This is a genomic window from Actinomycetospora sp. CA-084318 (genome assembly GCF_050955885.1).
GTDB lineage: Bacteria > Actinomycetota > Actinomycetes > Mycobacteriales > Pseudonocardiaceae > Actinomycetospora.
Genome location: NZ_CP192098.1, coordinates 4341900 through 4368145, shown reverse-complemented (window position 1 = coordinate 4368145; position 26246 = coordinate 4341900). Strand labels below are relative to the sequence as shown.

The following is a 26246-nucleotide window of genomic DNA, read 5'->3' as shown; positions in this document are numbered from 1 at the left end:
TAAGGTCGGGTTCATGACGACGGGCGGCTCGTTCCGCGAGGACACGCGGGCCGAGCTGCTCGCCCGCCTGCTCGACGCCGCCCGCGAGCTCACGACGGCCCGGGGCTGGTCGGCGGTGACGATGGGCGCGGTCGCCGGGCGGGCCGGGATCAGCCGGCAGCACCTCTACAACGCGATCGGCACCAAGCGCGAGCTCGGGGACGCGCTCGTCGCCCGCGAGACCGACGCGTTCCTCGCCGTCGTGTGCCGGGAGCTCCGGGTGCACCCGGACGACCTCGTCGCGGGGGTGGTCGCCGGGGTGGTCGGCGCCCTGGAGTTCGGCGCGTCGAACGACCTGCTCAAGGCGATCCTCACCGCCGACACGGGGGAGAGCCTGCTGCCGGTGGTGACGGCGCGGCCCGAGGTGGTGCTCGACCGCGGCGTCGCGGTGATCGCGGCCGAGCTCGCGGCCCTGCACGGGGACGACCCGGAGCTGCCGCGGCTGGCGGACGCCGTCGTCCGGCTCGTCATCAGCCACGCCACGCAGCCGACCGGTCCGGATCTGGCGGCGGTCCAGGCGCGGTGGCTGGCGGAGGGCTTCACGCGGCGCGTTTGAGGCCGGGGTCCGAGCGTCGACCTGGGGCCGTGAGCGGCGACGACTACGTCCACTGGCAGGACGTCACCACCCGGTGGAACGACAACGACACCTACGGGCACCTGAACAACGTGGTGCACCACGACCTCATGGACAGTGTGGTCAACCGGTGGATGATCGAGCACGGTTGCCTCGACCCGCACCACGGCGACACCGTCGGCCTCGTCACGCAGGTGCACTGCGAGTACCGGGCGCAGGCGGGCTTCCCCGACGTCGTGTCGGTCGGTCTGCGGGTCGGCGAGCTGGGGCGCACGAGCGTCCGCTTCGAGGTCGGCATGCGCCGCGGCGACGGCGAGCTGTTCTTCGAGGGCACCTTCACCCAGGCGTTCGTCGACCGCGCCAGCGAGGAGACGGTGCCGATCGAGGGCGAACGGCGGGCGGCGCTGGAGACGCTGCAGCGAGGCTGACCTCGGCAGGAGGGCTTGACGCGGGCGTGTCCACGCGTAACAGTTAACCACGTGGTTCACCATCAGTTCGCGGCGCTCGCCGACCCGACCCGCGTGGCGTTCGTCGAGCAGCTCGCGCGCGGGCCGGTCGCGGTCGGCGACCTCGCGACGCCGACGGCGATGTCGCTGCCCGCGGTGCTCAAGCACGTCCGGGTGCTCGAGGAGGCCGGGCTCGTGACGACCGTCAAGCGCGGGCGGGTGCGCGAGTGCCGGCTGCGCGAGGACGCGCTCGTCGAGGTGGCCACGTGGACCGCACACCAACGGGCGCTCTGGTCGAGCCGACTCGACGCCCTCGGCACCCTCCTGGAGGAGACATGACCACCGCCCCGCTGATGTCGTTCGACCTGGACCGCACCTACGCCGCGCCGCCCGAGAAGGTCTGGGACGCGTTCGCCCGTGCCGACCTGCTCGAGCGGTGGGTGTGCCCCGACCCGGAGTGGCTGGTGTCGAGCTGCGAGGTCGATGCACGCGCCGGTGGCGGCTACCGCATCCGCTTCGGTCCCCGCCCCGCCGGCGACGACTACCGGGAGACGGCCACCTACGAGGTGTTCGAGCCGGTCACGCGCCTGGTGATGGACACCCTGACCGCCGGGGAGGACATGTCCGAGCGGTCCCGGGTCACGGTGCGGCTGCTGCCGGTCGAGGGCGGGACGCGGCTCGAGCTGACCGTCGACGGTCTGTCCGGGGAGGCGGCGGTCGAGGGTCTGCGGACCGGCTGGCAGTGGTGCCTGGAGGGCCTCGCCGGTCTGGTGGATGGTTCCTGACGACGGGTCGGGGCTCCGCTCCAGGTGGCAGGAAAGCGTCGTTGCTGGCGTCCAGTGACAGCTGTGCCGCATCGTCGCAGGTAGCGGGCTCGGTTCGGCCGAGATTGTCGGGGGGCGCTGCTAGCTTGCGAACATGAGTTCTAACAAGGCGGTGGACCCGGTCAGCGCGGAGCTGACCGCGTTGCTCACGCGCCTCGCCGAACTCGCCGAGCTCCCCACCGACCCGGAGTCCGATGGTGGTGCGGCGTGCATCGACCGGATCGCCCTGCTCGAACGCGCCCGGTCGGCGGTGGCGGCGGCGCAGCACACCGCGATCGTCGGCCTCGGCCGCGCCCAGGTCGAAGAGCAGATCCAGCTGATCGCCGAGGGCCGGTTGGACCCGGAGAAGCTCGGCCGCGGGATCGCCGACCAGATCGCGTTGGCCGCGCACGTCTCCCCCTACGTCGGAGACCGCCGGCTCGGGGTCGCGCGGGCGCTGGCGAGTGACCTGCCCTGTACCCGGGCGCTGCTGGTGGCCGGGCGGATCTCGGAGCAGCTCGCCGAACACATCGTCTCCACCACGTCGCATCTCGATCAGGAGCTGCGGGCGGTGGTGGACAAGCAGATCGCCGAGACCGGGCTGGAGGACATGAGCCGTAAGCAGGCCGAGGCGGCGGTCAAGAAACTCGCCTACGAAGCCGACCCGCAAGGGTTCACCGACCGCGCCCGGAAAGCCCGCAAAGACCGGCGGGTCACGCTACGCCCGGCCCCGGACACCATGAGCGTCCTCTCGGGCCTGCTGCCGGTCGAGCAGGGTGTCGCCTGCATCGCCGCACTCCGGACATACGCCGACTCGTTGATCGCGACCGGGGACACCGACGACCGCACCCGCGACCAGATCATCTGTGAGTGTCGCCGACACCCTGGTCGAACGCCTCACCGGACAGGTCTACGCCGAGGACGTCGACGTCGAGGTCGGCATCGTGCTCCCGGTCGACGCGCTCGTCGACCCGCAGAGCTCCGCCACCGCGGAACTGGTCGGGCACGGGCCGCTCCCGGCCGGGATCGCCACCGACCTGCTGCGCCTGACCGCCGGGAAACGCTGGTGGCGCCGGTTGTTCGCCCACCCCGCCCACGGCACCCTCGTCGGCGGCGACCCCACCCGCCGGTTCTTCGACGGCGTCCTCGCCAAACTCATCGCGCTCCGCGACCACGGCGCCTGCCGCGACCCCTTCTGCGGCGCCCCGATCCGGCACATCGACCACATCGCCGGCGCCAGAGTCGGCGGTCCGACCAGTCTCGGGAACGGCCGCGGGAACTGCGTGCGCGGGAACCTGCTCAAAGAAGTCCCCGGCTGGCACGTCCACCTCATCCACGACGGCCTCGACGACCACCCCCACACCGTCCGGACCACCACCCCCACCGGACACACCTACACCAGCCGAGCCGGACCATGACCGGCTCGGACGGATGCGGCTCAGACCTCCCGCGCGAGCATGTCGCGGATGCCCTGGTCGATGAACGCGGTGTCGTCGGGGTTCTCCCCGCCGCCCGCGAAGTGCCCCCACACCCCGGGGATCACCCGGACCTCGCCGTGCGGGATGTGCTGCGAGGCCCACTGCTCGTCCTCGGGCGGGAAGTACAGGTCCTTCTCGGCCGGCATCGCGAGGAGCGGGCACCGGATCGAGTTCAGCGCCGCGACCGTGTCACCCCCGAAGCCGGGCGTCTGCCCCACGTCACCGTGGAACCACGTCCAGATCATGGCCAGCAGGTTGTTCGGGTCGCGCTCGTCGAGGAAGAACGCCTCCCAGAACCCGATCAGGAAGTCCTCGAGGGAGGAGAACCCGAGGCGCCGCCACTCCTCCTGCCAGTAGAACGCCTGGGAGAACCCCCACCCGGCGTAGACCCGGGCGAACGCCCGCAGGCCCGTCGTGGGCCACGCGTCGTCGCGGTACCAGCCGCCGGCGAACGCCGCGTCGGCCCGCAGGGCGGCGGAGATCGACTCGAGGAAGACCCGATTGTGCGGGGCGGTCACGCTCGACCCGCAGAACGGCACGGCCCGCTGCACCATCTCGGGGTGGCTCACGGCCCACTGATAGGTCTGGCCCGCGCCCATCGACCAGCCCGTCACCAGCGGCAGCGTCCCGATCCCGAAGTGCTCGGTGACCAGACGGTACTGGCACTCGACCTGGTCCTGGAAGGTCACGTGCGGGAAGCGGGCCCGGTCGTAGGGCGGCGGGGTGTTGCTCGGTGAGGAGGACAGCCCGTTGCCGAGCATGTTCGGCACGATGATGAACCACTCGTCGGGGTTCAACGCCTTGTCCGTGCCGATGAGCCACTCGTTGTCGGTGTGTCGGCCGGAGAACCACGTCGGGTAGACGATCGCGTTGCTGCGGTCGGCGTTCAGCGTCCCGTAGGTCTTGTAGGCCAGTCGGGCGTCCCGCAGCGTCGCGCCGTGCTGCAGGACCACGTCGCCGAGGTCGAACACCTCGAAGTCGGTCGGGGCGGGCATCGGGCCTCCTCAGCTCGCGGTGGCGCACTGGCCACGGTCGACCCGTGCGGGACCGTCGTGGCCGGGTCGGATGTCGACGTCGAAGATGCCGGTCGGGACGTAGAGCGAGCAACAGGCGTTCGGGATGTCGACGATGCCGCTGACCCGCCCCTCGATCGGCGCGGCGCACAGGATCAGGTAGGCCTGCTCGCCGGTGTAGCCGAACTGCGTCAGGTAGTCGATGGCCTGCAGGCACGCGCGGCGGTAGGCGATCGTCGCATTCATGTAGTGCTGGTCGCCGGCCTCGTCGACGGAGATGCCGATGAAGGACACGAAGTCGTCGTAGCGGGGCTCGTGCCGGCCGGGCTGGAAGATCGGCATCGTCGCCTTGTACTTCGCGACGCCGTCCTTGATGAGGTCGACGTGGACGTCGACGTAGCCGCCCATCTCCACGGCCCCGCAGAAGCTGATCTCGCCGTCGCCCTGGGCGAAGTGCAGGTCGCCGATCGAGAACTTCGCGCCCGGGACGTAGACGGGGTAGAGCACCCGGGAGCCGATCGAGAGGTTCTTGATGTCGACGTTGCCGCCGTGCTCCCGCGGCGGGACCGTCCGGGCCGCCTCCCGCGCCGCCCGCTCCAGGTCGCTCCCGGCCAGGGTGCCGAGCAGGGCGTGCTCGGGCAGCGGGGGCAGCGCGAGCGGCGGGACGCGCTGCGGGTCGGTGTCGATCAGGGCCTGCTCGCGCCGGTTCCACTCCGCGAGCAGCTCGGCGGACGGCGCGCAGCCCGCGAGGCCGGCGTGGACGTTGGAGGCGATCCGGACTCCGGGCAGGTGGCGCGAGATGGCGTACTTGCCCTGGAAGTCCCAGATCGCCTTGCCCGGGTCGGGGAAGTGGTCGGTGAGGAAGCCGCCGCCGTTGCTCTTCGCGAAGATGCCGGTGTAGCCCCAGCCCTGTCCGGCCTCCGGTCCGACGGCGGGCGCTCCGCCGTGGGCCGGGCCGAGGTCGAGGTAGTCGACGACGAGCAGGTCGCCCGGCTCCGCGCCCTCGATCTCGATCGGCCCGGACAGCATGTGGTTGTGGTCGAGGACCATGTCGCGGATGTCGTTCGCCGAGTCGTCGTTGCGGACCTGACCGTCGGTCCAGTCCTTGCACTCGATCCGGAAGACGTCCCCCGGCCGGACCGAGGAGGCGGCCGGGATGTCGGGGTGCCAGCGGTTGTGGCCCGGGACCTCCTGCTCCCGCATCGACTTCGACTGGTCCACGCGGAACACGGTCTCGGGCACGGCGGCCTCCCCGGTGACGGTCTCGACGAGTTGTTCCCATATGGGAATACCGTTGGACCGTCCGCGTCAAGGGACGACGGCGGGCAGCGCGGTGAGCACGTCGAAGTCCAGCCCGTCGGCGACGGCCAGGTGCACAGGCTGCCGCGCCCGCCGTCCCCGGAACTCCACGGTGCCGCGCGGGCCCTCCCACGCCGTGCCGTCGACCGCCGCGTCCCAGGCCTCGAGCCGGTCATCGGTGGCGCGCTCGGCCAGGGTGGCCAGGGTCCGGAGTCCCTCGTAGCAGCTCTCGGCCGCGCTGCTCAGCGCAGGAGCGCCCGGACCGTGCGCCCGCAGGTAGTCCGCCAACAGGTCCAGCGCGCCGGTCGTCGCGAGCGAGCGGAAGTAGGAGGAGGCGACGAACAGGTTCGCTGTCGCGTCGGCGCCGCTGGCGAGGAGCATGTTCTCCTCCATCAGCGGGCTGAAGCGCAGCAGCCGGTCCGCGAGCCCGCGCCGGGCGAACTCGCGGTTGAACTCCACCGCGTCCTGCCCGACCAGCAGCATGAGCACGCCGTCGCACGCCGTGGCCTCGACCCGGTCCACCAGCCGGCCGACCCGTCCCCTGCCCAGCGGCACGAACGACTGCCCGACGACGTCCAGCCCGAGTTCCTGGGCGAAGCCGCGCACCGCGCGCGCCGAGACCCTCGGCCACACGTAGTCGTCGCCCACGACGTACCAGCGGCGCGCACCGAGCTCGTCGCGCAGCCACCGCAGCGCGGGCGCGATCTGGACGTCCGGCGTCTCCCCGCTGCAGTACACGCCCGGCCGGGTCTCGCCACCCTCGTAGAGCGACGGGTAGGCGTAGGGGACCCGGCCGGCCACGACCGGGACCAGCGCGCGCCGGACCGAGGAGATGTGCCACCCGCTGACCGCGTCGACGACGCCCCGGGCGACGCGGCCGCCGACCTCCGCTGCCACGACGGCCGGCTCGCGGCCGCCGTCGACCACCTCGTAGGTGACCTCGCGGCCCCGGATGCCGCCCCGCTCGTTGATCTCGTCGACCGCGAGCCGGATCACCGCCTCGCAGGACGGGGCGAACAGGCCTGCGGGCCCACGCAGCGGCAGCACCATGCTCACGCGGAACGGCGTCGCGTCCATGGGGCCTCCCGCGGGGCCACGTCCGGTGCGACCGCCGTCGGGATATTCTCACGTGGGAGCGACGAGCGAGGAGGCTCGATGACCGGGGACGTCGTCGGGGGATCGCTCGCGCTCTCCCTGCACCGGGCGCTGGCCCGCGTCACCGCCCGGATCGAGGCGGCCACCGCGCCCGAGGGCGTGCTCCTCCCGCAGTGGCTCGTGCTCGCCTGCCTCGCGGAGTCCGGCGACCTGGCGATGGGTGAGCTCGTCGAGGGGACGGGGCTGAACGACTCGACGCTGACCCGGGTCGTCGACCGCCTCGCCACGTCGGGCCTGGTCTACCGGGCGGTGGACCCGGCGGACCGACGACGGGTCCGGGTGTCGCTGGGCGACCGTGGCCGGGCCCTGCACGCTCGGCTCGCGCCCGCCGTCAGGACCGCGGAGGACGCCGAACGGGAACCGGCCGACGGGGTCACGAGCCGGCTCTGACCCCGCAGTCCGTCGACCGGGGGACGGCGGGGTCCTCCCGTGCACCGGCCGACCGACGGACACCGGGCCGGCGTCCCTCGGACCACGCTTCTCCCCGACGACGACGAGGAGGAGGCGGTCATGTTCACCGAGGAGACGGCGCGGGCGCGCGAGGACGGGACGCCCGACGCGGACGGCTGGATGGTGCTGGTCATCGACCCGGTCACCGGGCACGCGGACTGCTTCGGCCCCTGGGCCGAGCGCAGCCGCGCCGACGAGAACGCGTTCTGGCGGCACGTCGAGTTCGACGTGGCGGACCTGGCTGACGTCCTCATCGGGGTCGTGCCCTGGCATGCCGAGGGCAGCTGATCCCGCTCACGGCGTCGAGGTCCGGCCCGTCGCGTGCACGAACGCCCGGAAGGCGCCCACGTCGTCGCCGATCAGCGGCGCCCCGTGCGCGAAGCCCACGGCCGCGACGTCCAGCGGCAGGCCCGCGAGCGCGTCCGGGCGGGTGTCCGGGTCGTGGGCCAGCGTCGCCGGGCCGAGCCCGAGCCCGCGCAGGTGGAAGGCGGCGTCCCCGAGGAGCAGGGCACCCGACGGCTCGTGGTGCAGGGCGATGTGCCCGGCGGTGTGCCCGGGGGTGTGGACGACCCGCAGGCCGGTCCGGACGATGGACTCGCCGCCGGTGACGGTGCGGTCGGGCGTCACCGCCGTCCACCGCATGAACGGCAGCCGGTCGAGGGCGCTGCCCACGGCGCCGCTGCGTCCACCGGCGGGCACCCGGCCGGCGCGCAGCCAGGCCGCGTCGGCGTCGTGGATCAGCACCTCCGCCCCGGTGAGCTCCCGCATGGCCGCCAGACCACGCACGTGGTCGGGGTGGGCGTGGGTCACGACGATGCGTCGCACCGCGGCCGGCCGGTGTCCCAGACCGGCCAGCGCCTCGGTGATGACGCCGGGCGCGGAGGCCCAGCCGACGTCGACCAGGGTGGGACCGTCGTCGCCCTCCACGACGAAGGCGTTTTCGGTGTCCCCGTGCCCGACGCGGATCCGGTGCACGCCGGGGACGACGACCTCGGCGGCGCTACGCGGCACTCTGACCCCCGTCGACGCTGAAGACCGCCCCGGTGGCGAAGGCCGCGCCGGGCGAGCACAGGAACACGATCGGCTCGGCGATCTCCTCGGGACGACCGAACCGGCCCACCGGGATCACGCTACGCAGTGCGGCGAGGATGGTCTGGTCGCCGCCGGTGAGCCGCTGCGGCATCTCGGTGTCGGTGCTGCCGGGCGCGATGACGTTGACCCGGATGCCGTCGGCCGCGTGCTCCAGGGCGGCGGCCCGCGTCATGCCGACGAGGGCGTGCTTGACCGAGACGTAGGGAGCGGCGCCGGCCGCACCGACGACGCCCGCGACGGAGGAGACGTTGCAGATCGCTCCGCCGCCCCCGGCCTCGACCATCGCCGCGAGCTCGGCGCGCAGGCAGTTCCACGTGCCGCGCACGTTGATCTCGAGGACGCGGTCGAACTCCTCCGGCGGGTAGCCCAGCAGCGGGCTGAACACCCCGATGTAGCCCGCGCAGTTCACCGCGACGTCGAGCCGCCCGAACCGCGACACCGCCGTGCGGACCACCTCGTCGACCTCGGCCGCGCGGGTGATGTCGGCCGCGACGAAGGCGGCGGTCCCGCCGGCCTCGGTCAGCTCGTGCTCGAGCTTGGCGCCGCGCTCGTCGTCGAGATCGGTGAGCACGACGGTGGCGCCCTCGCGGACGAACGCCCGTGCGGTCGCCGAACCGATGCCCCCGGAGGCCCCGGTGACGAGGGCGATCTTGTCCTGCAGCAGTCCCATGATGTCGTCCTTCCCTAGGAGTGGATGCCGGCGTCGCGCAGCAACGGCATGACCTGGTCTTCGAACGCGGCCATCTCGTCGAGGTAGTCGAAGAAGCCGAGCGCCAGGCCGTCGAACCCGGCCGCCGACGCGGCGACCATCTGCTCGGCGATCTGCTCGGGAGTGCCGATCAGGGGGAGCGCGGCCCCGCTGGTGTAGAAGTAGTCGCGGTAGAGCCGCAGCGTCTCCTCGTAGGACTGGCTGCCGATCCCGAGGAAGCGCATGAAGTTGTCGGCTGCTTCCTTGTCGCCGCTCTCGGCCAGCAGCTCCCGCTTGCGCCAGGCCTCGGCCTCGGTGTCGGCGCAGATCACGTGGGCGACGTTGATGACCTGCAGGTCGCGGGCGTACTTCTCCCGCGCGGTCGTCTTGATGTCGCCGACGAACGTGTCCGCACCCTCGAGCGAGTTGCGGCTGGAGAGCGTGAAGTCGCACTGCCGCGCCGTGAAGTCGACCCCGGCGGCGGAGGTGCCCGCGTTCATCAGCAGCGGCCGGCGGACCGGCTTCGGCTTCGAGAGGGCCGACCACGCGGAGGTCCAGCGACCGTCGAAGTCGAAGGGCTCGTCCTCGGTCCACAACCGCTTGAGCAGGGTGACCCACTCGTCCCCGTGCTCGTAGCGGATGTCGTGGTCGGCGGGTGTCAGGCCGAACTGCCCGATCTCGAGCGGGTACCAGCCCATGACGACGTTGAGGGCGAGCCGCCCGCCGGAGATCGCGTCCACGGTCGCGCCGGCCTTCGCGACGAACGTCGGGTGGATGACCGGGACGTGCACGGTCGCGCCGACGGTGATCCGGCTGGTCTGCGCGGCGATCCCGGCCGCCCAGGTCAGCGTCTCGTAGGACTCGCCGTAGAAGTCGGTCTCCCCGCCGTACCCCCGCCACTTCGCGACCGGCAGGACGAACTCGAAGCCCATCCGCTCCGCCTGCTGCGCGATGGCCGAGGTGTGCTCCCAGCCGACGTGGTAGTTCCGCGGCCGGGTCGTGATGTTCAGACCGCCGGAGGCGTTGAACGAGAACACCCCCAGCTTCAACGTGCTCGTCGAGTCGCGCAGGTCCCCGTGCTGCGTCGCGGTCGGTACGGCCTGCGCCGTCGTCGTCGACATGTCGCTCCCTCCTCCACCTGGTGGCGTCGCTGTGATCGCGGTCCCACCGACGAGAGGACCGTAGCCGGACGACTTCACCAAATACAACCAGTTGCATTTGGTGAATCTCGGTGCGACCGTGGCGGGACCGCGGGGACCGGCCCCGCCGTGACCCGGAGGTCCGAGCGTGAGTACGCGGTCCGCCACCTTCCGTCGACTGCTGCGCGAGCCCGGGCTGGTGCGCGCCCCGGGGGTCTTCGACGGCATCAGCGCCCACCTCGTGCGCCGCGCAGGGTTCCCGGTCGCCTACGCCACCGGCGCCGGCATCGCCGCGTCCGGCTTCGGCCTGCCCGACGTCGGCCTCCTCACGGCGACCGAGATGATCGAGCGTGTCGGCATGCTGGCGGCCGCGACCGACCTGCCGCTGCTCGCGGACGCGGACACCGGCTACGGCAACCCGATGCACGTCGTGCGCACCGTCCGCGCCTACGAGCAGGCCGGGGTCGCCGCGCTCCACCTGGAGGACCAGGCGTTCCCGAAGCGCTGCGGGCACCTCGCGGACAAGGAGATCGTCGACGTCGACGAGTTCCTGCCCAAGCTCGCGGCGGCCCTGGAGAACCGCGAGGACGACATCGTCGTCGTGGCCCGGACCGACGCGAACGGGCCGCTCGGCATCGACGAGGCCATCGAGCGGGCCCGCCGGTACGCGGCCGAGGGCGCCGACGCCGTCTTCGTCGAGGCGCCCCGGTCGCACGCCGAGATCGAACGCATCGCCGACGAGGTCGGCCGGGCGACCGGCGTCCCGCTGGTGTTCAACGTGGTGCCCGGCGGCCTGACCCCCGTGCTCGACGACGCCGAGCTCGAGCGGCTCGGGTTCGCCCTCGCCGTCCACCCGGGCGCCCTGCTCGTCCCGGTCGCCGACGCGGCCGCGGACGCCCTCGCCGAGATGGGCGGCACGACGACGCCGCGGGTGACGGGGCCCGCCGACCTGTTCGGCCTCGTCGGGCTCACCACCTGGCTCGACCTGGACCAGCGCTACGGCAAGGAGGCGCCGACGTGCCGATGACCATGATCGAGAAGATCCTCGCCCGGGCCTCCGGGCGCGAGGAGGTCCACGCCGGCGACACCGTCGTCGCCGAGGTGGACATGAACGTCCTCATCGACCTGCAGTTCCCCCGCTGGGTGACACCCCTGCGGATCGCGGACCCGGAGCGGACGGCGATCGTGCTCGACCACGCCGTGCCCGCCCCGACGATCCGCGACGCCGACGGCGGCCCCCGCGCCCGGCGGTTCGCCCGCGACTTCGGCATCGAGCGGTTCTTCGACGTCGGCCGCCACGGCATCTGCCACCAGGTGATCGCCGAGAACGCGCTGGCCCGCCCCGGGCAGGTACTGACCTGCACGGACTCCCACACCTGCGCGGCCGGCGCCTACAACACCGCGGCCCGCGGGATCGGGCCCGCCGAGGTGCTCGCCGTCCTGTGCACGGGCCGGACCTGGTTCACCGTGGGGCCCACGATCCGCTACGAGCTCGTCGGGGACCTCCCGCCCGGGGTCGGCGGCAAGGACGTCTTCCTGCACATCGCCGGGACCTGGGGCGACGCCACCAACCACAACCTCGAGTTCGGCGGGGAGGGGCTGGCGAGCGTCCCGATGAACGAGCGGCGCACCATCGCCACCCAGGCCGCCGAGATCTCCGCGGACTTCGCCACCTTCCCCGCCGACGAGATCTGCCGACGCTTCCTCGCCGAGCACGGCGCCGCCCCCGGGGAGTACGAGCCCGCGGACCCCGATCCCGACGCGACCTACGCCGCGGTGCGCACCGTCGACCTCTCCACGCTGGAACCGCACGTCGCGCGCCCGGGGTCGGTCAGCGGCAACGCGGTCCCGATCTCGCAGATCGAGACCCGCCGTCTCGACCAGTGCTTCATCGGTTCCTGCGCCAACGGCCAGCTCGACGACCTGCGGATCGCGGCCGAGATCCTCGCGGGGCGCACCGTGGCGGAGGGCGTGCGGCTGATCGTCACGCCCGCCTCGCAGCAGGTCTACCGCGACGCCCTGCGGCTGGGCTACCTCGGCACCCTCGCCGACGCCGGGGCGGTCGTCACCAACTCCACCTGCGGCGCCTGCTTCGGGTACCACCTGGGGCTCCTCGGCGCGGGCGAGGTCTGCCTGACCGCGTCGACCCGCAACTTCCGCGGCCGCATGGGCAGCCCCGACGCCGAGATCTACATGGCCTCGAGCGCCACCGTCGCCGCCTCCGCCGTCGCCGGGCGTCCCGTGGACCCCCGCACCCTCCTGGAGAAGGAGCACTCCGCATGACCGACCACACGACCGGTCGCTGGACGATCACCGGCCGGACCTGGGTCGTCGGGGACGGCGTCGACACCGACGCCATGTATCCGGGCTACGCCATGAAGCTGGACGTGCCGGAGGCCGCGCGGCACGTCTTCTACGCGCTGCGCCCGGGCTGGGTCGACGAGGTCGCGCCGGGGGACGTCCTGGTGGCGGGGCGGAACTTCGGGATCGGGTCCAGCCGCCCGGTCGCCGCCCTGCTGCGCCACCTCGGCGTGGCCGCCCTGGTGGCCGAGGAGTTCAACTCGCTGTTCCTGCGCAACGCGATCAACAACGGCATGCCCGCCCTCACGGTGCCGGGGGCCCGGGACCTCGTCGCCGAGGGCGAGGAGCTCACCGTCGACCTCGAACACGGCTGGGCGCAGGCCGGGGACCGGCGGATCGAGGTCGCGCCGCAGCCGCCGATGGTGCTCGACATCCTCGCGGCGGGCGGTCTGCTGCCGCGGCTGGTCGCCGACGGGTACCTGCCTGCCGAGGCGGCTGCGGGCTGATCCCGGGCCCCGGTCGACGTCACCAGCCGGCGAGGTGGGCCAGGCGCTCGGCGGCCTCCCGGAGCCGGTCGGCGTGCTCCACGGCCCGGTCCCGGGTCCAGCGGCTCTCCGGGCCCGAGACCGCGAGGCTCAGCTCGGCGCCCGCACCGTCCGCGCCCGGGACCGCGGTCGCGATCCCGAGCACACCGGGGTGGTTGGCCGCGCGGGACACGGCGTAGCCGTCGGTGAGCGCCTCCGCGATCCGGGTCCGGAGCACCGACCGTGCCTCGGAGCCCCCGGCGTGCTCCACCACCTCGTCCCGGTCCCCGGCCGGGAGCGACGCGAGGATGGCGATCCCGGCACACCCTCGGGTCAGCGGCGTGGTCTCGCCGACCCGCACCACCTGGCGCAGCACGTGCTGCTCGCTCTCCACCCCGACGGCCAGTACGGCGGTCTCCCCGGCCCGGCGGTGCACGGTGACCGTCTCGGCCGTGCTCTCGGCGAGCTCCTGCAGCACCGGCCGCATCGCCTCCAGCGTGGCGGCGGGGACGGCCGTCCGCGTCGCCAGCGCCGCCACGGCCCCGCCCAGGCGGTAACCACCCTGCGGGAGCCGCTCGCAGTACCCCTCCTCCTGCAGGACCCGCAGGAGCCGGTAGGCCGTCGACTTGTTCAGCCCCACCAGCTCGCTCACCTCGTCGAGGCGCACCGGCTGGTGGGCCGCAAGGGCCTCCAGGAGGCGCAGCGTGCGGCGTGCCGTCTCCGCGCCCCGGATGCGGCCCTCGGCACCGTCCTCGATCTCCACCTCGACCTGCTGGTTCACACTGTGAAACTAGCGCGTCCGGGGTTCGCGCGGGAGCCCCCGGCTAGGCTCGCCGCCGTGCAGGGCGCCCTCCTCGTCGCGGGGACCACCAGCGACGCGGGCAAGAGCGTCCTCGTCGCCGGCCTCTGTCGTTGGCTCGCGCGGCAGGGCGTCGACGTCGCGCCGTTCAAGGCGCAGAACATGAGCAACAACTCCGTCGTCACCCGCGACGGCGGCGAGATCGGCCGGGCGCAGGCGCTGCAGGCCGCGGCGTGCGGGCTCGCGCCGAGCGTGGCGTTCAACCCGGTGCTGCTCAAACCCGGGTCCGATCGCACGAGCCAGGTCGTGGTGCACGGCCGCGTCGACGGCACCGTCAGTGCGCTGTCCTACCGCGAGCGCAAGCCCGCGCTGCTGGAGATCGTGACCGCGGGGCTCGCGCGGCTGCGCGCCGAGCACGACGTCGTGATCTGCGAGGGGGCCGGCTCACCGGCCGAGATCAACCTGCGCGCCACCGACATCGCCAACATGGGGCTCGCGCGGGCCGGCGACCTCCCGACGATCGTGGTCGGCGACATCGACCGTGGCGGCGTCCTCGCCCACCTCTTCGGCACCCTCGCCGTGCTCGAGCCGGCGGACCAGGCCCTGGTCGCGGGCTTCGTCGTGAACAAGTTCCGCGGCGACCCCGCCCTGCTCGAGCCCGGCCTGGCCCAGCTCGAACGGCTGACCGGCCGCCCGACCCTCGGCGTGGTGCCCTTCGCGCCCGACCTGTGGATCGACGCGGAGGACTCCCTCGGCCACGACGGCGCGGTCGGCCGCCCCGCGCCACCGCTCGGGGCGGACTGGCTGCGGGTCGCGGTGGTCCGGCTCCCGCGGGTCTCCAACGGCACGGACGTCGACGCGCTGGCGAGCGAGCCGGGCGTGTCGGTCCGGTACGTGACGGCGCCGTCCGAGCTCGTGGGGGCCGACCTGGTCGTCCTGCCCGGCTCGAAGTCGACCGTCTCCGACCTCGCGTGGCTGCGCTCGTCCGGCCTGGCCGACGCGGTGCTCGCCCACGCGCGCGCCGGTCGCCCGCTGCTCGGGATCTGCGGCGGCTACCAGATGCTGGGCCGCACGATCGACGACCCGCACGGCGTCGAGGCCGCCCCGGGCCGGCACGACGGACTCGGGCTCGGCGCGTTCGACGTCGTCTTCGACCGCGACAAGCACCTGGGCACCCCGCGCGGCTCGGCGCTGGGCGAGGACGTCGTCGGCTACGAGATCCACCACGGCCGCGAGGTCCGTGGCGCCGGCGCCCCGCTGGTGACGATGGCCGACGGAGCCCCGGAAGGGCTCGACGTCGGGACGGTCCTGGGGACGCACTGGCACGGGCTGCTGGAGAACGACGGCTTCCGACGGCGGGTGCTGGCGCGGGTCGCGGCGCTCACCGGCCGCGACTTCCGGGTGTCGCCGACGACCTCGTTCGCGGCCGGCCGCACCGCCCAGCTCGACCTGCTCGCCGACCTCGTGGAGACCCACCTCGACACGAGGGCGCTGACCCGGCTGATCGAGCGGGGTGCGCCGACCGGGCTGCGGGTGGTGCCCCCGGCCGGCGCGCCCTGAGCCACTACTTCGCGGCGTTCGCGACCTTGTCGATCGAGTCCGAGAGCTGCTGCTCGGAGAGCATCGGGAAGAAGCCGCGGAAGTTGTCGTCCTGCACGCCCGACCAGTCGTAGGTCTGCGTCACCTTGGTGCCGGACCCGGCGGGCTCGAGCTCCCAGGTGTAGGTGTGGCCGGTGGCCTTCGTGTCGCCGAGCTTGTCGGTGTAGCCGTCGAACGGGTGGATCGACGGCGCCCAGCCGATCTTGCGGTCCTGCTCGTAGGCGGTGACCGTGTTCTTCATCTGGTAGTCGCCGAGGGCGTCGTTGTTCATGTTCATGATGAACTCGTCGCCGGTGCCCGACACGCTCTCGCCGCCGGGCTCGACCCCGCGCAGCATCCCCGCGCCGTCGAACTCCGTGTGCCGGGACGGCTGGGAGAGCAGCGCGAACATCTGCTCCGGGCTGGCGTCCACGGTCTTGGTGACCTGAAGCTGGTCGCTCACGATCGTCCTTCCGGTGTCGCGTCGATGGGACGGACCGGGCCATGCGCGCACGGCCGGTCGACGTGGGCAGCGTGCCCCGATCGTGCACGTCTCAATCGCGGGCAGTGGGCCGGACGGCCCACGCCGGGCGGCTCGTCCGGACCACCAGGTCGTCCCGCCGCAGCACGCTGCCCGGGCCGTCCGGGTCGACGAGCCGGTCGAGGGCCGCGCGGTCCTCGGCCGACAGGTCGGCGGCGATCCCGTCGCGCAGCCGGCTCAGCCCCGCGAACGCATACCGGCCGACGGCCGCCGAGCGGGACCCCTCGATCTCCAGCGCGTCGTGGCGCTGCGCCTCGATCCGGAACCCGGTCGCCTCGAACAGCGGCGCGAAGTCCCCTCCGCGGTGCGGCATGTGCTCCGCGGCCCGGCGGTCGGCGACCGCCCGCGCCCGCACCTCGAGCCCCGGACTGTCCGCCGGGGCGTCGTCGGGCAGGAAGCGCGGGAAGCCGTCGATCTCGACGACGACGAGCAGCCCGCCGGGCGCGAGCGCGTCGCGCAGCCGCCGCAGCATCCGCTCCGGGTCCGCCAGGTGGTGCAACGACGCCGACGCCCACACCAGGTCCGGCGTCCCGAGCGGCACCTGCTCGCCGTCGAGGTCGCACGGCAGCACGTCCACCTGCCCGGCCCGCCCCGACCCGTCGGCCTTCTCCTGCAGCCGGCGCAGGTGGGCGGGGGAGGAGTCGAGCGCGGTCACGTGCGCGTCGGGGAAGCGGTCGAGCAGCGCGAACGTGCCGACGCCGGTCCCCGCGCCGAGGTCGACGATCTCCCGGTGGGACCCGGCGACCGGGAGCCAGGAGACGAGGTCGGCGAGGTACTCGCCGAACACGACGGCATCGAGGTCGAGGACCTCCGCCATGTCGGAGCCGTCCCCGTGGCCGTGCCCGTGTCCGTGTCCGTGCCCATGTCCGTGCGCGTCGCTCATGGGGTCACCGTAGCCAGCCGATGCGCGGGGAGCGCGAGCTCTTGCGTAGTCGGCAAGACGGTCGTTCCCGACGATGCCCGTCAGGCCTGATCGTCCCGGTGTCCGCGCCGGGCCTCGCGGTCGAAGAAGCCGAGCACGTCGCACGGGCCCCCGGCGCTCCCGAGAGCGTGGGGCAGCATCGTCGGGAACTCCGCGGCCTGGTCGGCCTCGACGCGCAACCGGCGGTCGCCGAGGAGCAGGATCGCCGTGCCGGAGAGGACCACGAACCACTCCCGGCCGGGGTGGGCGCGCAGCTTCGCGGGCCCCGGTGGTGGCGCGGTGATCCGGCTCCGGACGACCGACATCCCCGGCTCGGCCCGGATCGTCCAGCGGCGGGACCCGTGGGCGGCGTCGACGGTCGCGTTCGAGACGACGTCCTCGGTGTCGCTCTCGACGAGCTGGTCGAGCGAGGTGTCCAGGGCGCGGGCGAGCGTGACGAGCTGGTCGAGGGCCAGGCGACGTTGCCCGTTCTCGATGCGGCTCAGCGAGGACTGGCTGAGGTTCGCCCGCCGCGCGAGCTCGTCGAGCGACCAGCCCTGCGCGACCCGCAGGGCGCGGAGCCGGTGGCGCACGAGGCCGTCGAGGCCGCCGTCGTCGTGCGTCATGAGCACGAGACTATGCGCTTAGCGGGACGCCTGCCCAACGGTTGCGAGCGAGCGGCGCTCTCGCAGCATCTATGTGCGCGAGAGTGCCGTTCGCTCGGACAGGGGGTGGCGGGGTCGGGACTCAGGACGCGCGGGCGGCCTCGTAGACATGCCCGGCCGTGCGCAGGCGTTCGACGAGGGCCGGCCCCATCGCGGTGGCGGGCGTCAGCGATCCGGTGCGGGAGGGGAGCCGGTCGCCGTCGAGGGCGAGGCAGAGCACCGACTCGCCGAGCATCACCGCGGTCGCGGCGTACCCGGGGTCGCCCGAGCCGGAGACCCTCCCGGTGTAGTGGGCTCCCGTCGTCGTGACCGCGTCGAGGTCGTGCCGGAACCAGCCCTTGCGACGGGTCTCCTCCGACGGCCCCTCCCCGGGCTTGGGCAGAACGCGGTCGAGGAGCTGGCGGGCACCCGGCGTCGCGAACCCGGCGAGCATCGCGCCGAGACCGGCGGTGACGGCGCCCGCCGTGACGGCGCCGACCGGGCCCGAGCCCGAGGCCATCACCTCGCCGTAGCGCAGGCCCTTGCCGTAGGAGTAGCCGGCGATCGCGTTGGAGCGGCGCACGATGCGCGTGTTGTAGGAGGCCATGACGAACGGGGCCGCCCACGTGCCGTCGGGCCGGCGGTGCGGGGCCGGGTTGTCGCTGGGCTGGCGGGTGTCCGGCTCGCCCTCGCGGTCGGGCGAGAGGCCGTAGGGGTCGCGCAGCAGGCGCGCCGTCGAGCGGTCGGCCTTGACCGTGTCGGCGATGCCGCGCATCGAGTCGATGGTGCCGCCGGAGACACCGCCGCGGACGCGGGCGACGGTGGTGACGTCGGTCAGCTCGCCCTCGCCGTCGGCCTGGACCTGGGCGTGCAGGAGCAGGACCCCGAGGTCGGAGGGCACCGAGTCGTAGCCGCAGGAGTGCACGATGCGGGCGCCGGTGCGCTGCGCGATCGCGTCGGTGGCGTCGATGGCCTCGCGGGCGAAGGTGACCTCGCCCGTCAGGTCGGCGTAGTGCGTCCCGGCCGACGCGGCCGCCTCGACCAGGGGCAGCCCGAACTTCGCGTACGGGCCGACGGTGGTCGCGACCGCCGTCGTCGAGGCCACCATCGCGTCGAGCGCCGCGCGGTCGGTGGAGTCCGCCACGATCAGGGGCCAGTCGCTGCCCGGCGCCGGGAGCTCGGACCGGACCTTCTCCAGCTTGTCCCGCGACCGTCCGGCCAGCGCGATGCGCGTGCCGGTCGGGGCGTGCCGGGCGAGGTAGTCCGCCGTGAGGGCCCCGACGAAGCTGGTGGCGCCGTAGAGGACGACGTCGTGCTCGCGCTCGCTCATCCCCGCACGCTATCCGCGGGAGGCGGGCTCTGCCGATGTGACGACGAAGACGGGGTGACGGGAGGCGGCGGTCATCAGTTCGGCGTCGGACGACCCGGCCGACACCCCGTCGAAGAACGCCCCGACCTCCCACGCCCAGGCCTTCAGGTAGGCCCGCAGCACCGGCACGACCTCGGGCCCGGTCAGCTCCCGCACGGCGATCCGCTCGGTCCGCCGCCCGACCGTGAGCTCGCCCTCGCCGGCGACCCGGATGTTGCGGACCCACTGCGTCTGCCCGCGGGCGGCGACCAGGTAGCGCCGTCCGTCGAGGGGGAGCGGGTTCACCGGCGTGGTGCGCAACTCCCCGCTGGACCGGCCGCGCACGCCCAGGACGGCCGAGCCGGCGAGGGAGAGGCCGCGGCGGGTGAAGAAGCTGACCAGCGGGTTCATGACGCGCCGGGTGAGGACGCCGGGCTGCTGGTAGTGGACGGTCATGGCCGGACCCCTTGCTGTGAGCACTGCTCTCGGATTGACGAGAGCAATGCTCTCTCTATCGTCCAGGCCTGTCAAGAGCAGTGCTCTCTGACATGCTGTGGACCATGCCGACCCGCCAGGAGCACCGCGCCGAGACGACCGAGCGGATCCTCGCGGCGGCCCGCGCGGAACTTGCCCGCGTCGGTGCGGCGGCGCTCTCGCTGCGGGCGGTGACCCGCGAGGTCGGGATGGTCTCCTCGGCGGTCTACCGCTACTTCCCGAGCCGCGACGAGCTGCTCACCGCACTGATCATCGAGGCCTACGACGCGGTGGGCGTGGCCGCGGAGGACGCCGACCACGGGCCGACGCCCATCGACCGGTGGGTGTCGGTGTGGCGTGCGGTCCGGCGCTGGGCGCAGGAGCACCCGGCCCCGTACGCGTTGATCTACGGGTCACCGGTGCCCGGGTACGCGGCCCCGGTCGACACGCTCCCGGCGGCCGGCCGGGTGGCGACCGTGCTCGCCCGGATCGCGATCGACGCCGGCGGGGACGTCGACGCGCCCCCACCCGCCGTCCGGGACGCGCTGGCGCCGGACCTCCTGCCGGGGCTGACCGCCGAGCTCGCCCCGGCCGCGATCGCGGCCTTCACCCAGCTCTTCGGCACGGTCGGGTTCGAGCTGTTCGGGCAGTACGAGAACGTCGTGGTCGACCGGGAGGCCTTCTTCGACCACGTCGCCCGGACGGCCGGAGGTGCCTGCGGCCTGTGAGTACTTTTCCGTGTCCCAACACGGATGAGTACTCACAGGGCGGAGCCACCTAGGGCCGCGGCTGGGGCGAGCGGTCGAGCTTCGCCGAGTCGGGCACCTCGCCGCCCATGACCAGCGCCCCGGTCAGTCCACGGCCCTCGTCGTTGCCGGTGGTGGAGCCGTAGTAGTAGGCGCCGGGACCGTCGAGGTCGAGGCGGGCGACGCCCTTCGAGTGGTTCACCAGCCAGATCAGCTTCGGGTCGCCGTTGCACGGCAGCAGCGCGCAGTGGGTGTTCTTGTCGTCGTTGACCAGGGTGAGCTCCACGGTGCCCCCGTGCGGGAACACGAGGATCGCGGGCTCCCAGACGAGCTCGTCCTCGGGGATCCGCACGGTGGCGCGCATGACGCCGTCGTCGCCCTCCTCGGCGAAGCCGATCTCGCCGGTGCCGAGCATCCGCCCGAGCGTGGTCCGGTTCTGCCCGTCGAGCCCCGCCTCGCGGAGCACCATGTCGCGGTCGTCCGTCGTCGTCATCGTGCGCTCCTCGCCCTCGAGACCTGCGGAATGTCGCATGATCCAGGTCACAGCGTCGGGGATCCAGTGGCCCCCGAGCCGGTGGCGGACAACGGGTGACGCCGGTTTCGACGACGGGTCGCGGTGGTCATCCGCCGCGGTCGCCAGCCCGACGAGCGTGGGAGGTAGCCGGTGGACGGCACCGTGGACGAGGAACCCGGGGATCTCGCCCAGGAGATCAGCGAGGGAGCGAGCCGGGACGGACGCCGGATCGCCGTGGTGGAGTCGTTGACCGGTGGCCTCGTCTCGAGCGACCTCGCGGCCGCCTCGGGGTCGAGCGAGTGGTTCCGCGGCGGCGTCGTCGCCTACGACCGCACCACCAAGCACGGCGTGCTGAACGTGCCCGACGGGCCCGTCGTCGCCGAACCCGCCGTGCGGGCCATGGCCGAGAACGCGGCCGAGATGTTCGGTGCGGACGTCGTCGTCGCGGTCTCCGGGGCCGGCGGTCCCGACCCGCAGGACGACCAGCCGCCCGGGACCGTGTGGTTCGCGGTCAGCGACCACGGCCGGACCGACGCGTGGGTGAAGCGCTTCCCGGGCGACCCGCCGGACGTGCTCAAGGCGACCCGCATCGAGGCGCTGCACGCCCTGCGCGAGCACACCGCGGCGGCGCACGCCGACTAGCGGGCCAGCGCTGCGCGCCAGTGCTCGCGCAGCGCCCGCCCCACGGTGGCCGTGTCCACCGAGTCCGGCGCGACGAGGTACTGCAGCGCCAGCCCGCGCAGCTCCGCCAGGACGATCGCCGCGACGACCGCCGGGTCGACGTCGGCGCGGATCTCGCCGGCGTCCCGCCCGGCCTCGACGTCCGTGGCGATGTCGGTGCGGAACAGCGCGTCGCGCTCTCGGAACACGGGCCCGAGGTCGGGGGAGGCCACCGACTCGGCCCACAGCACCAGGAACGCGCGGGAGAGCGACCCGATCCCGCCCACCGCGCCGAGGTAGCCCTCGACGAGCGCGAGCAGCCGGTCCAGGCCGGGATCGAGGTCGTCGAGACCGGGCACGAAGCCCGCCTGGCTCGCCGTCACGAGGGCCTCGACGAGGGCCTGCTTCGAGCCGAAGTGGTGCGTGACGATGCCGCGGCTGTAGCCCGCCCGCCGCCCGACCTCGGCGAGCGTCACCGAGGACAGCCCGGACTCGACGACGAGGTCGGCGGTTGCGGTCAGCAGCGCCCGCTCGGTCGTCTCCCGCCGCTCCTGCTGGGTTCTCCGTTCCACCGGCGGAGCATATCGTGCTAACTTGCGTGTCAGCTGACAAGTAAGTGAGGGACGAGATGACCACGGTGTTCGTGCACGGCAACCCCATGACGGCGGCCGTCTGGGAGGGCCTGCTCGCCGAGCTGGGCCGCGAGGACGTCCGGCTGCTCTCCCCGCCCGGCTTCGGCGCGCCGCTGCCCGGCGGGTTCGACGTCAGCCCCACCGGCTACCGCGACTGGCTGGTGGGCGAGCTGGAGCGCCTCGACGGCCCGGTGGACCTCGTCGGGCACGACTGGGGCGGGGCGCACGTCGTCCGCGTGGCCATGGACCGGCCGGACCTGGTGCGCAGCTGGGTCAGCGACGCGCTCGCCGTCTACCACCCGGACTACGCGTGGCACGAGCTCGCCGTGACCTGGCAGACCCCGGGCGCGGGGGAGCGGCAGGTCTCCGGGCTCGCCGACCGGACCGCGTGGGCGTCGCGGCTGACGGCCCGCGGGATGCCGCTCGCGGTGGCCGAGCGCGTCGTCGACGGGTACGACCCGTCGTTGGCGCACGCGATCCTCGCGCTGTACCGGGCGGCCGCGCAGCCCGCGATGGCCCTCGCGGGCCGCCGGCTGGAGGCGGCCGCGGCCCGGCCGGGCCTGGCGATCCTCGCCACCGGCGACCCGGTCGGCGGGACCCTCGCCCAGCGCCGGGAGTCCGCGGCCCGCGCGGGCGCGCAGGTCGCGGTCCTCGAGGGCGTCGGGCACTGGTGGCCCGCCCGCTACCCGGTACGCGCTGCGCAACTGCTGACGCGGTTCTGGCGCTCGCTCGACACCGTCACGACGACAGTGGGAGCCCCAGCAGTGCGTTCTCGATCAGTTCGGGCAGTGCCGGGTGGATCCAGTACTGCCCGGTGGCGACCTCCTGTGCGGTCTGCCCGAACACCATGGCCTGGACGAGTACCTGGATCAGCGAGGACGCCTGTGGCCCCATGAAGTGCGCGCCGAGCAGCTCACCGGTCGGCGCCGCGAGCACCTTGGCGAAGCCGGTCGAGTCCTCCATCGCCCAGCCGAACGCGACGTCGCCGTAGGCCTGCACCTTGACGACGTAGGCGGTGCCGGCATCGCGGAGGTCCTGCTCCCGGGCGCCGACGCTCGCCACCTGCGGGTCGGTGAACACCGCGGAGGGGACGAAGCGGTGGCTGGTCGCCCGCGGGGCGTCGGGGTGCAGCAGGTTGTGCTGCACGACCTTCGCCTCGTGGTTGGCGACGTGCTTGAGCTGGAAGGGCGAGCTGACGTCCCCGAGCGCGTAGATGCCCTCGACCGGGGTGCGCTGGTACCGGTCGACCTCGATGCGGCCGTCGGTGGTCAGCTGCAGGCCGGTCTTCTCGACATCGAGCCGGTCGCCGTTGGGGATGCGGCCGGTGGCCACGAGCAGGGCGTCGCCCTCGATCTCGCCGCCGTCGGGGCAGGTGAGCACGATCGTGCCGTCGGCGCGCTGCTCGACGCCCGTCGGCTCGGCGCTCAGGTGCACGTTCCAGCGCTCCTGCGCGAGCCGCGTGAACCGTTCGGAGACCAGCTCGTCCTGGTCGCGCAGCAGCGCCGGGCCGCGCGTGACGACGGTGACCTCGGTGCCGAGCGCCGAGAACACGTGCGCGAACTCGCAGGCGATGTAGCCGCCGCCGACGATCGTGAGGCGGCGCGGCAGCTCGGGCAGGCGCATGACGTCGTCGGAGGTGTGGAACGGCACGCCGGAGTCGGCGATCACGGGCGGCACCGTGGGGCGGGAACCCGCCGCGATCACGATGCGGTCCGCGGTCACGGTCTCGCCCTCGCCGCCGGCGGTCGGGGTGATCGAGAGCTCCCGCTCGCCGGTGAACACCGCGTGCCCCTGGTACACGGTGACGTTCGAGCACTCCTGGTCGCGGTAGCGCAGCCCACCCGCGGAGATCGGGTCGATCCGGCCGAAGACGCGGTCGACGATGTCGGTCCAGCGGACCCCGTCGATGCTCGCGTCCACCCCGTAGGTGCCCGCGCGCCGGATCGTCTCGGCGACGTCGGAGGCGTAGACGTACATCTTGGTCGGGATGCACCCGACGTTGAGGCAGGTCCCGCCGAACACGCCGTGCTCGACGATCGCCACGTCGAGGTCGTCGAAGCGGGAGTCGAGGATCGAGTTGCCCGATCCCGAGCCGATGATCACGAGGTCGTGGTGGGACACGTGTCCCACTGTATTGAGCCCCGTCGTCCGAGGCCCGTCCGTCGCGGTGTTCATCCCGCCACGAGGAGGGATAACGCTGCGTGACCAGCCCGACTGCGGTCGGTGGGCGGTCAGTGGTGAACCGTTCGTCGCGCCATCTCCACCCAGAGGTGTCGTTCACCGCCCGAAATCGACCGTTCGTCGTCGCTCGGCGGAGCGAACTACCGCTCGTCGACTTGTAACGCCCCGCCGATCTCTGGTCAGGTCTGCTCCGACGGACGGTGAGCGGTACGCCGGACGGTCCCCGCGAGGGGGCGGCGGAACAGCGGTGCGTGAGCGGAGGCGGCGGGGGATGCGGGAACGAGCGCAGGGTCGGCACCGCGCCGAGGTGGTCCGGCGTCCGGGTGCGGGCCCGGTCGTGCGGTGGGCGTCGCTGGTCGGCTCGACCGCGGTGCTGGTGATCGCGGTCGTGGCGGTCGGGCTCGTCGGCTTCGGCGGGCGCAGCTCGGCGGTGACGACGGGCAGCACGGGCGACGACCCGGGCGGCAGCGGCGGCACCGGCGGCACCGGCACGGCGCAGGCGCGCATCGTGGGCGGGGAGCGGACGACGACCGCCGACGAGCCGTGGGTCGTCTACCTCACCGACGCCTCGGGCTTCCAGTTCTGCGGCGGCACGCTCGTCGCGCCGACCAAGGTGGTCACGGCCGCGCACTGCACGGCCTCGGCGCCCGACCGGAAGATCTTCGCGGTCGTCGGGCGGGACGACAAGGACTCGAAGAGCGGCCGCTCGGTCCCGGTCGCGAAGACCTGGGTCAGCCCCTCCTTCAGCGCGGTGGGCAACGGGCTCGACGTCTCCGTGCTCACGCTCTCCGAGTCGGTGTCGACGCCGACCCTCCCGCTGGCCACGAGCGCCGACTCCGCCCTCTACGGGCCCGGGACCGCCGCCCGCATCTACGGCTGGGGTGCGACCTCGGAGAACGGCTCGCCGTCGCGCTACCTGCTCGGGGCGACCGTGCCGATCCGCGACGACGCCTACTGCCGCTCCTCCGCCTCCTCCTACGACCCGAAGCTGCTCACCTGCGCGGGCTTCGACTCCGGCGGCGTGGACACCTGTCAGGGCGACTCGGGCGGCCCGCTGGTCGCCGGCGGCAAGCTGATCGGCATCACCAGCTTCGGCGACGGGTGCGCCCGGGCGGGCAAGCCCGGCTACTACACCCGCGTCGGCGCGAACACGGCGCTGATCGAGCAGCAGATCGCGTCGTAGGGCGCGACCGGACGTCCCGGGTCGGAGGGCAGACCGGACGGGGGGACCGAGGGGCGGATCGGCGGGCAGGCCGGTCCGCCCTTCGTCGTTTGACGATCCATCGGCGCGGGGCCTACTCTGAACTCACCAGTTCGTACATGGAGGCCCCGGTGACCCTGACGCTGCCCGACACCCGCATCCCCGTGGCCGTCAGCCACCTCGTCGGGCTCGTCGGCACCGGGATCGGCCCGTCGCTCACGCCGGCGCTGCACGAGCGTGAGGGCGACGCGCAGGGCATGCGCTACCTCTACCGGCGCCTCGACCTCGACGTGCTCGAACTGGGCGCCCACGACGTCGGGCGCGTGCTCGACGCCGCCCGCCTCACCGGGTTCTCCGGGCTCAACGTGACGCACCCGGCCAAGCAGACCGTGCTCGCCCACCTCGACCGGATCGACCCGGACGCGGCCGTGCTCGGCGCGGTCAACACCGTGGTGTTCGGCCCGGACGGAGCGGTCGGGCACAACACCGACCGCTCCGGGTTCGCGCGGTCGTTCCGGCGCGGCCTGCCCGGCGTCCCCGTCGACCGGGTGCTGCTGCTCGGCGCCGGCGGCGCGGGCGCGGCGGTCGCGCACGCCCTCACCGACCTCGGCGTCGGCGAGCTCGTCGTCGCCGACGTCGACCGGTCGCGCGCGGAGACGCTCGCCGCGGCGGTGCGCGACACCGGCCGGGCGAGCACGTCCGTCGTCGGGATCGCCGAGGTCGAGGCGACCCTGCGGGGCGTGGACGGCCTCGTGCACGCCACGCCCACCGGGATGGCCGCGCACCCCGGCTCGCCCGTCGCGGCCGACGCCCTGCACCCGGGGCTGTGGGTCGCCGACGTGGTCTACCGCCCGCTCGCGACCACGCTGGTCACCGCCGCGCGGGCCCGCGGCGCGCGGGTGCTCGACGGCGGCGGCATGGCCGTCTTCCAGGCCGTCGACGCGTTCCGGCACGTCACCGGCGTCGAGCCCGACGCCGCCCGGATGCTCGACCACTTCGCCGCCCTCGTCGCCGCCGGGGCCTGAG

The 26246-nt window shown here is 73.5% G+C and carries 30 protein-coding genes and 2 pseudogenes; 17 read left to right on the top strand and 15 right to left on the bottom strand.

Translation table 11 applies throughout. From position 1 onward, the window contains the following. Positions 1 to 13: 13 nt before the first annotated feature. The 6 genes and pseudogenes from ACQPYX_RS21395 (at position 14) to ACQPYX_RS21370 (ending at position 3280) form a co-directional block, all read left to right on the top strand. Complete coding sequence (locus tag ACQPYX_RS21395; protein ID WP_433799297.1) at positions 14 to 595, top strand: TetR family transcriptional regulator; 582 nt, start codon at positions 14 to 16, stop codon at positions 593 to 595. Positions 596 to 624: 29 nt separating this feature from the next. After that, a complete protein-coding gene (locus tag ACQPYX_RS21390; RefSeq protein WP_433799296.1) occupies positions 625 to 1041 on the top strand; it encodes an acyl-CoA thioesterase in 417 nt (138 codons plus the stop codon). Positions 1042 to 1092: 51 nt separating this feature from the next. Next, positions 1093 to 1398 carry an ArsR/SmtB family transcription factor gene (locus ACQPYX_RS21385; RefSeq protein ID WP_433799295.1) on the top strand — a complete coding sequence of 102 codons (306 nt, stop codon included), beginning with the start codon at positions 1093 to 1095 and terminating at the stop codon, positions 1396 to 1398. Then, the gene (locus ACQPYX_RS21380; protein WP_433799294.1) at positions 1395 to 1844 is read left to right on the top strand and encodes an SRPBCC family protein; all 450 of its coding nucleotides are present in this window, start codon (positions 1395 to 1397) and stop codon (positions 1842 to 1844) included. Before ACQPYX_RS21385 ends, ACQPYX_RS21380 begins: the two co-directional genes overlap by 4 nt. A gap of 133 nt (positions 1845 to 1977) precedes the next feature. Beyond that, positions 1978 to 2685, top strand: a pseudogene (locus ACQPYX_RS21375) (DUF222 domain-containing protein); the annotation flags it as partial. Positions 2686 to 2728: 43 nt separating this feature from the next. Beyond that, the gene (locus tag ACQPYX_RS21370) at positions 2729 to 3280 is read left to right on the top strand and encodes a hypothetical protein (RefSeq protein WP_433799293.1); all 552 of its coding nucleotides are present in this window, start codon (positions 2729 to 2731) and stop codon (positions 3278 to 3280) included. A gap of 20 nt (positions 3281 to 3300) precedes the next feature. On the opposite strand, the gene ACQPYX_RS21365 is transcribed toward ACQPYX_RS21370, so the two are convergent. The 3 genes from ACQPYX_RS21365 to ACQPYX_RS21355 form a co-directional block, all read right to left on the bottom strand. Next, positions 3301 to 4335 carry an alpha/beta fold hydrolase gene (locus ACQPYX_RS21365; RefSeq protein ID WP_433799292.1) on the bottom strand — a complete coding sequence of 345 codons (1035 nt, stop codon included), beginning with the start codon at positions 4333 to 4335 and terminating at the stop codon, positions 3301 to 3303. Between the two features lie 9 nt (positions 4336 to 4344). Continuing rightward, a complete protein-coding gene (fmdA, locus tag ACQPYX_RS21360; RefSeq protein WP_433799291.1) occupies positions 4345 to 5595 on the bottom strand; it encodes a formamidase in 1251 nt (416 codons plus the stop codon). A gap of 66 nt (positions 5596 to 5661) precedes the next feature. After that, a complete protein-coding gene (locus ACQPYX_RS21355) occupies positions 5662 to 6729 on the bottom strand; it encodes a substrate-binding domain-containing protein (protein WP_433799290.1) in 1068 nt (355 codons plus the stop codon). Positions 6730 to 6807: 78 nt separating this feature from the next. Here ACQPYX_RS21355 and ACQPYX_RS21350 point away from each other — a divergent pair, with 78 nt between their 5' ends. Continuing rightward, the gene (locus ACQPYX_RS21350) at positions 6808 to 7197 is read left to right on the top strand and encodes a MarR family transcriptional regulator (RefSeq protein ID WP_433799289.1); all 390 of its coding nucleotides are present in this window, start codon (positions 6808 to 6810) and stop codon (positions 7195 to 7197) included. 120 nt (positions 7198 to 7317) lie between these two features. Further along, positions 7318 to 7545, top strand: coding sequence for a hypothetical protein (locus ACQPYX_RS21345; RefSeq protein WP_433799288.1), 228 nt, complete (start codon positions 7318 to 7320; stop codon positions 7543 to 7545). Between the two features lie 6 nt (positions 7546 to 7551). Here ACQPYX_RS21345 and ACQPYX_RS21340 read toward each other — a convergent pair whose 3' ends face one another. The 3 genes from ACQPYX_RS21340 to ACQPYX_RS21330 are packed head-to-tail and all read right to left on the bottom strand — an operon-like array spanning position 7552 to position 10158. Then, positions 7552 to 8268 (bottom strand): MBL fold metallo-hydrolase, encoded by a 717-nt coding sequence (locus ACQPYX_RS21340; protein WP_433799287.1) that lies wholly within the window; start codon positions 8266 to 8268, stop codon positions 7552 to 7554. Further along, on the bottom strand, positions 8258 to 9019 hold the full coding sequence (locus tag ACQPYX_RS21335; RefSeq protein ID WP_433799286.1) for an SDR family NAD(P)-dependent oxidoreductase: 762 nt from the start codon (positions 9017 to 9019) through the stop codon (positions 8258 to 8260). The genes ACQPYX_RS21340 and ACQPYX_RS21335 overlap by 11 nt, the downstream gene beginning before the upstream one ends. 14 nt (positions 9020 to 9033) lie before the next feature. Continuing rightward, positions 9034 to 10158 carry an LLM class flavin-dependent oxidoreductase gene (locus ACQPYX_RS21330; protein ID WP_433799285.1) on the bottom strand — a complete coding sequence of 375 codons (1125 nt, stop codon included), beginning with the start codon at positions 10156 to 10158 and terminating at the stop codon, positions 9034 to 9036. Positions 10159 to 10324: 166 nt separating this feature from the next. Here ACQPYX_RS21330 and ACQPYX_RS21325 point away from each other — a divergent pair, with 166 nt between their 5' ends. The 3 genes from ACQPYX_RS21325 to ACQPYX_RS21315 are packed head-to-tail and all read left to right on the top strand — an operon-like array spanning position 10325 to position 12983. After that, positions 10325 to 11203, top strand: a complete 879-nt coding sequence (locus ACQPYX_RS21325; protein WP_433799284.1) for an isocitrate lyase/PEP mutase family protein — start codon at positions 10325 to 10327, stop codon at positions 11201 to 11203. Continuing rightward, on the top strand, positions 11200 to 12459 hold the full coding sequence (locus tag ACQPYX_RS21320) for an aconitase/3-isopropylmalate dehydratase large subunit family protein (protein WP_433799283.1): 1260 nt from the start codon (positions 11200 to 11202) through the stop codon (positions 12457 to 12459). Before ACQPYX_RS21325 ends, ACQPYX_RS21320 begins: the two co-directional genes overlap by 4 nt. After that, on the top strand, positions 12456 to 12983 hold the full coding sequence (locus ACQPYX_RS21315; protein WP_433799282.1) for a 3-isopropylmalate dehydratase: 528 nt from the start codon (positions 12456 to 12458) through the stop codon (positions 12981 to 12983). The genes ACQPYX_RS21320 and ACQPYX_RS21315 overlap by 4 nt, the downstream gene beginning before the upstream one ends. 19 nt (positions 12984 to 13002) lie before the next feature. Here ACQPYX_RS21315 and ACQPYX_RS21310 read toward each other — a convergent pair whose 3' ends face one another. After that, a complete protein-coding gene (locus ACQPYX_RS21310) occupies positions 13003 to 13782 on the bottom strand; it encodes an IclR family transcriptional regulator (protein WP_433799281.1) in 780 nt (259 codons plus the stop codon). Positions 13783 to 13839: 57 nt separating this feature from the next. Here ACQPYX_RS21310 and ACQPYX_RS21305 point away from each other — a divergent pair, with 57 nt between their 5' ends. Continuing rightward, positions 13840 to 15360: a cobyric acid synthase gene (locus ACQPYX_RS21305; protein ID WP_433799280.1), complete on the top strand. Its 1521-nt coding sequence runs from the start codon at positions 13840 to 13842 to the stop codon at positions 15358 to 15360. Between the two features lie 4 nt (positions 15361 to 15364). Here the strand turns inward: ACQPYX_RS21305 and ACQPYX_RS21300 are convergent, their stop codons facing one another. The 5 genes from ACQPYX_RS21300 to ACQPYX_RS21280 all read right to left on the bottom strand — a co-directional run bounded on the left by ACQPYX_RS21300 (position 15365) and on the right by ACQPYX_RS21280 (position 19268). After that, the gene (locus ACQPYX_RS21300) at positions 15365 to 15841 is read right to left on the bottom strand and encodes an SRPBCC family protein (RefSeq protein WP_433799279.1); all 477 of its coding nucleotides are present in this window, start codon (positions 15839 to 15841) and stop codon (positions 15365 to 15367) included. A gap of 91 nt (positions 15842 to 15932) precedes the next feature. Beyond that, entirely contained in the window at positions 15933 to 16802 is an 870-nt protein-coding gene (locus ACQPYX_RS21295; protein ID WP_433799278.1) for a class I SAM-dependent methyltransferase, read from the bottom strand. Positions 16803 to 16882: 80 nt separating this feature from the next. Further along, on the bottom strand, positions 16883 to 17446 hold the full coding sequence (locus ACQPYX_RS21290) for a helix-turn-helix domain-containing protein (RefSeq protein ID WP_433799277.1): 564 nt from the start codon (positions 17444 to 17446) through the stop codon (positions 16883 to 16885). Between the two features lie 121 nt (positions 17447 to 17567). Next, a complete protein-coding gene (locus ACQPYX_RS21285; RefSeq protein ID WP_433799276.1) occupies positions 17568 to 18794 on the bottom strand; it encodes a saccharopine dehydrogenase family protein in 1227 nt (408 codons plus the stop codon). Between the two features lie 9 nt (positions 18795 to 18803). Next, positions 18804 to 19268: a nitroreductase/quinone reductase family protein gene (locus ACQPYX_RS21280; protein WP_433799275.1), complete on the bottom strand. Its 465-nt coding sequence runs from the start codon at positions 19266 to 19268 to the stop codon at positions 18804 to 18806. 104 nt (positions 19269 to 19372) lie between these two features. Here ACQPYX_RS21280 and ACQPYX_RS21275 point away from each other — a divergent pair, with 104 nt between their 5' ends. Beyond that, entirely contained in the window at positions 19373 to 20014 is a 642-nt protein-coding gene (locus ACQPYX_RS21275) for a TetR/AcrR family transcriptional regulator (protein ID WP_433799274.1), read from the top strand. 49 nt (positions 20015 to 20063) lie between these two features. Here ACQPYX_RS21275 and ACQPYX_RS21270 read toward each other — a convergent pair whose 3' ends face one another. Beyond that, positions 20064 to 20525: an MSMEG_3727 family PQQ-associated protein gene (locus ACQPYX_RS21270; protein WP_433799273.1), complete on the bottom strand. Its 462-nt coding sequence runs from the start codon at positions 20523 to 20525 to the stop codon at positions 20064 to 20066. Positions 20526 to 20696: 171 nt separating this feature from the next. On the opposite strand from ACQPYX_RS21270, the gene ACQPYX_RS21265 reads away from it, so the two are divergent. Continuing rightward, the gene (locus ACQPYX_RS21265; RefSeq protein ID WP_433799272.1) at positions 20697 to 21188 is read left to right on the top strand and encodes a CinA family protein; all 492 of its coding nucleotides are present in this window, start codon (positions 20697 to 20699) and stop codon (positions 21186 to 21188) included. Here the strand turns inward: ACQPYX_RS21265 and ACQPYX_RS21260 are convergent. Further along, positions 21185 to 21778 carry a TetR/AcrR family transcriptional regulator gene (locus tag ACQPYX_RS21260; RefSeq protein ID WP_433799271.1) on the bottom strand — a complete coding sequence of 198 codons (594 nt, stop codon included), beginning with the start codon at positions 21776 to 21778 and terminating at the stop codon, positions 21185 to 21187. The genes ACQPYX_RS21265 and ACQPYX_RS21260 overlap by 4 nt on opposite strands. A gap of 56 nt (positions 21779 to 21834) precedes the next feature. Between ACQPYX_RS21260 and ACQPYX_RS21255 the strand changes: the two are divergent. Then, a pseudogene (locus tag ACQPYX_RS21255) lies at positions 21835 to 22521 on the top strand (alpha/beta fold hydrolase); the annotation flags it as partial. Positions 22522 to 22576: 55 nt separating this feature from the next. On the opposite strand, the gene ACQPYX_RS21250 reads toward ACQPYX_RS21255, so the two are convergent. Further along, positions 22577 to 23959 carry a mycothione reductase gene (locus ACQPYX_RS21250; protein WP_433799270.1) on the bottom strand — a complete coding sequence of 461 codons (1383 nt, stop codon included), beginning with the start codon at positions 23957 to 23959 and terminating at the stop codon, positions 22577 to 22579. 331 nt (positions 23960 to 24290) lie between these two features. On the opposite strand from ACQPYX_RS21250, the gene ACQPYX_RS21245 reads away from it, so the two are divergent. Together ACQPYX_RS21245 and ACQPYX_RS21240 are read left to right on the top strand one after the other, a co-directional pair. After that, positions 24291 to 25202, top strand: a complete 912-nt coding sequence (locus ACQPYX_RS21245; RefSeq protein WP_433799269.1) for a S1 family peptidase — start codon at positions 24291 to 24293, stop codon at positions 25200 to 25202. 149 nt (positions 25203 to 25351) lie between these two features. Continuing rightward, on the top strand, positions 25352 to 26245 hold the full coding sequence (locus ACQPYX_RS21240; protein ID WP_433799268.1) for a shikimate dehydrogenase: 894 nt from the start codon (positions 25352 to 25354) through the stop codon (positions 26243 to 26245). Position 26246: the final 1 nt, after the last annotated feature.

Bases quoted from the DNA above. Each gene is read 5' to 3' on its own strand.
- ACQPYX_RS21380 (WP_433799294.1), top strand. From the start codon at position 1,395: ATGACCACCGCCCCGCTGATGTCGTTCGACCTGGACCGCACCTACGCC.
- ACQPYX_RS21365 (WP_433799292.1), bottom strand. From the start codon at position 4,335: ATGCCCGCCCCGACCGACTTCGAGGTGTTCGACCTCGGCGACGTGGTC.
- ACQPYX_RS21355 (WP_433799290.1), bottom strand. From the start codon at position 6,729: ATGGACGCGACGCCGTTCCGCGTGAGCATGGTGCTGCCGCTGCGTGGG.
- ACQPYX_RS21290 (WP_433799277.1), bottom strand. From the start codon at position 17,446: ATGACGCACGACGACGGCGGCCTCGACGGCCTCGTGCGCCACCGGCTC.
- ACQPYX_RS21315 (WP_433799282.1), top strand. From the start codon at position 12,456: ATGACCGACCACACGACCGGTCGCTGGACGATCACCGGCCGGACCTGG.
- ACQPYX_RS21320 (WP_433799283.1), top strand. From the start codon at position 11,200: ATGACCATGATCGAGAAGATCCTCGCCCGGGCCTCCGGGCGCGAGGAG.
- ACQPYX_RS21330 (WP_433799285.1), bottom strand. From the start codon at position 10,158: ATGTCGACGACGACGGCGCAGGCCGTACCGACCGCGACGCAGCACGGG.
- ACQPYX_RS21395 (WP_433799297.1), top strand. From the start codon at position 14: ATGACGACGGGCGGCTCGTTCCGCGAGGACACGCGGGCCGAGCTGCTC.
- ACQPYX_RS21270 (WP_433799273.1), bottom strand. From the start codon at position 20,525: ATGACGACGACGGACGACCGCGACATGGTGCTCCGCGAGGCGGGGCTC.
- ACQPYX_RS21275 (WP_433799274.1), top strand. From the start codon at position 19,373: ATGCCGACCCGCCAGGAGCACCGCGCCGAGACGACCGAGCGGATCCTC.
- ACQPYX_RS21245 (WP_433799269.1), top strand. From the start codon at position 24,291: ATGCGGGAACGAGCGCAGGGTCGGCACCGCGCCGAGGTGGTCCGGCGT.
- ACQPYX_RS21295 (WP_433799278.1), bottom strand. From the start codon at position 16,802: ATGAGCGACGCGCACGGACATGGGCACGGACACGGACACGGGCACGGC.
- ACQPYX_RS21350 (WP_433799289.1), top strand. From the start codon at position 6,808: ATGACCGGGGACGTCGTCGGGGGATCGCTCGCGCTCTCCCTGCACCGG.
- ACQPYX_RS21285 (WP_433799276.1), bottom strand. From the start codon at position 18,794: ATGAGCGAGCGCGAGCACGACGTCGTCCTCTACGGCGCCACCAGCTTC.
- ACQPYX_RS21335 (WP_433799286.1), bottom strand. From the start codon at position 9,019: ATGGGACTGCTGCAGGACAAGATCGCCCTCGTCACCGGGGCCTCCGGG.
- ACQPYX_RS21280 (WP_433799275.1), bottom strand. From the start codon at position 19,268: ATGACCGTCCACTACCAGCAGCCCGGCGTCCTCACCCGGCGCGTCATG.
- ACQPYX_RS21345 (WP_433799288.1), top strand. From the start codon at position 7,318: ATGTTCACCGAGGAGACGGCGCGGGCGCGCGAGGACGGGACGCCCGAC.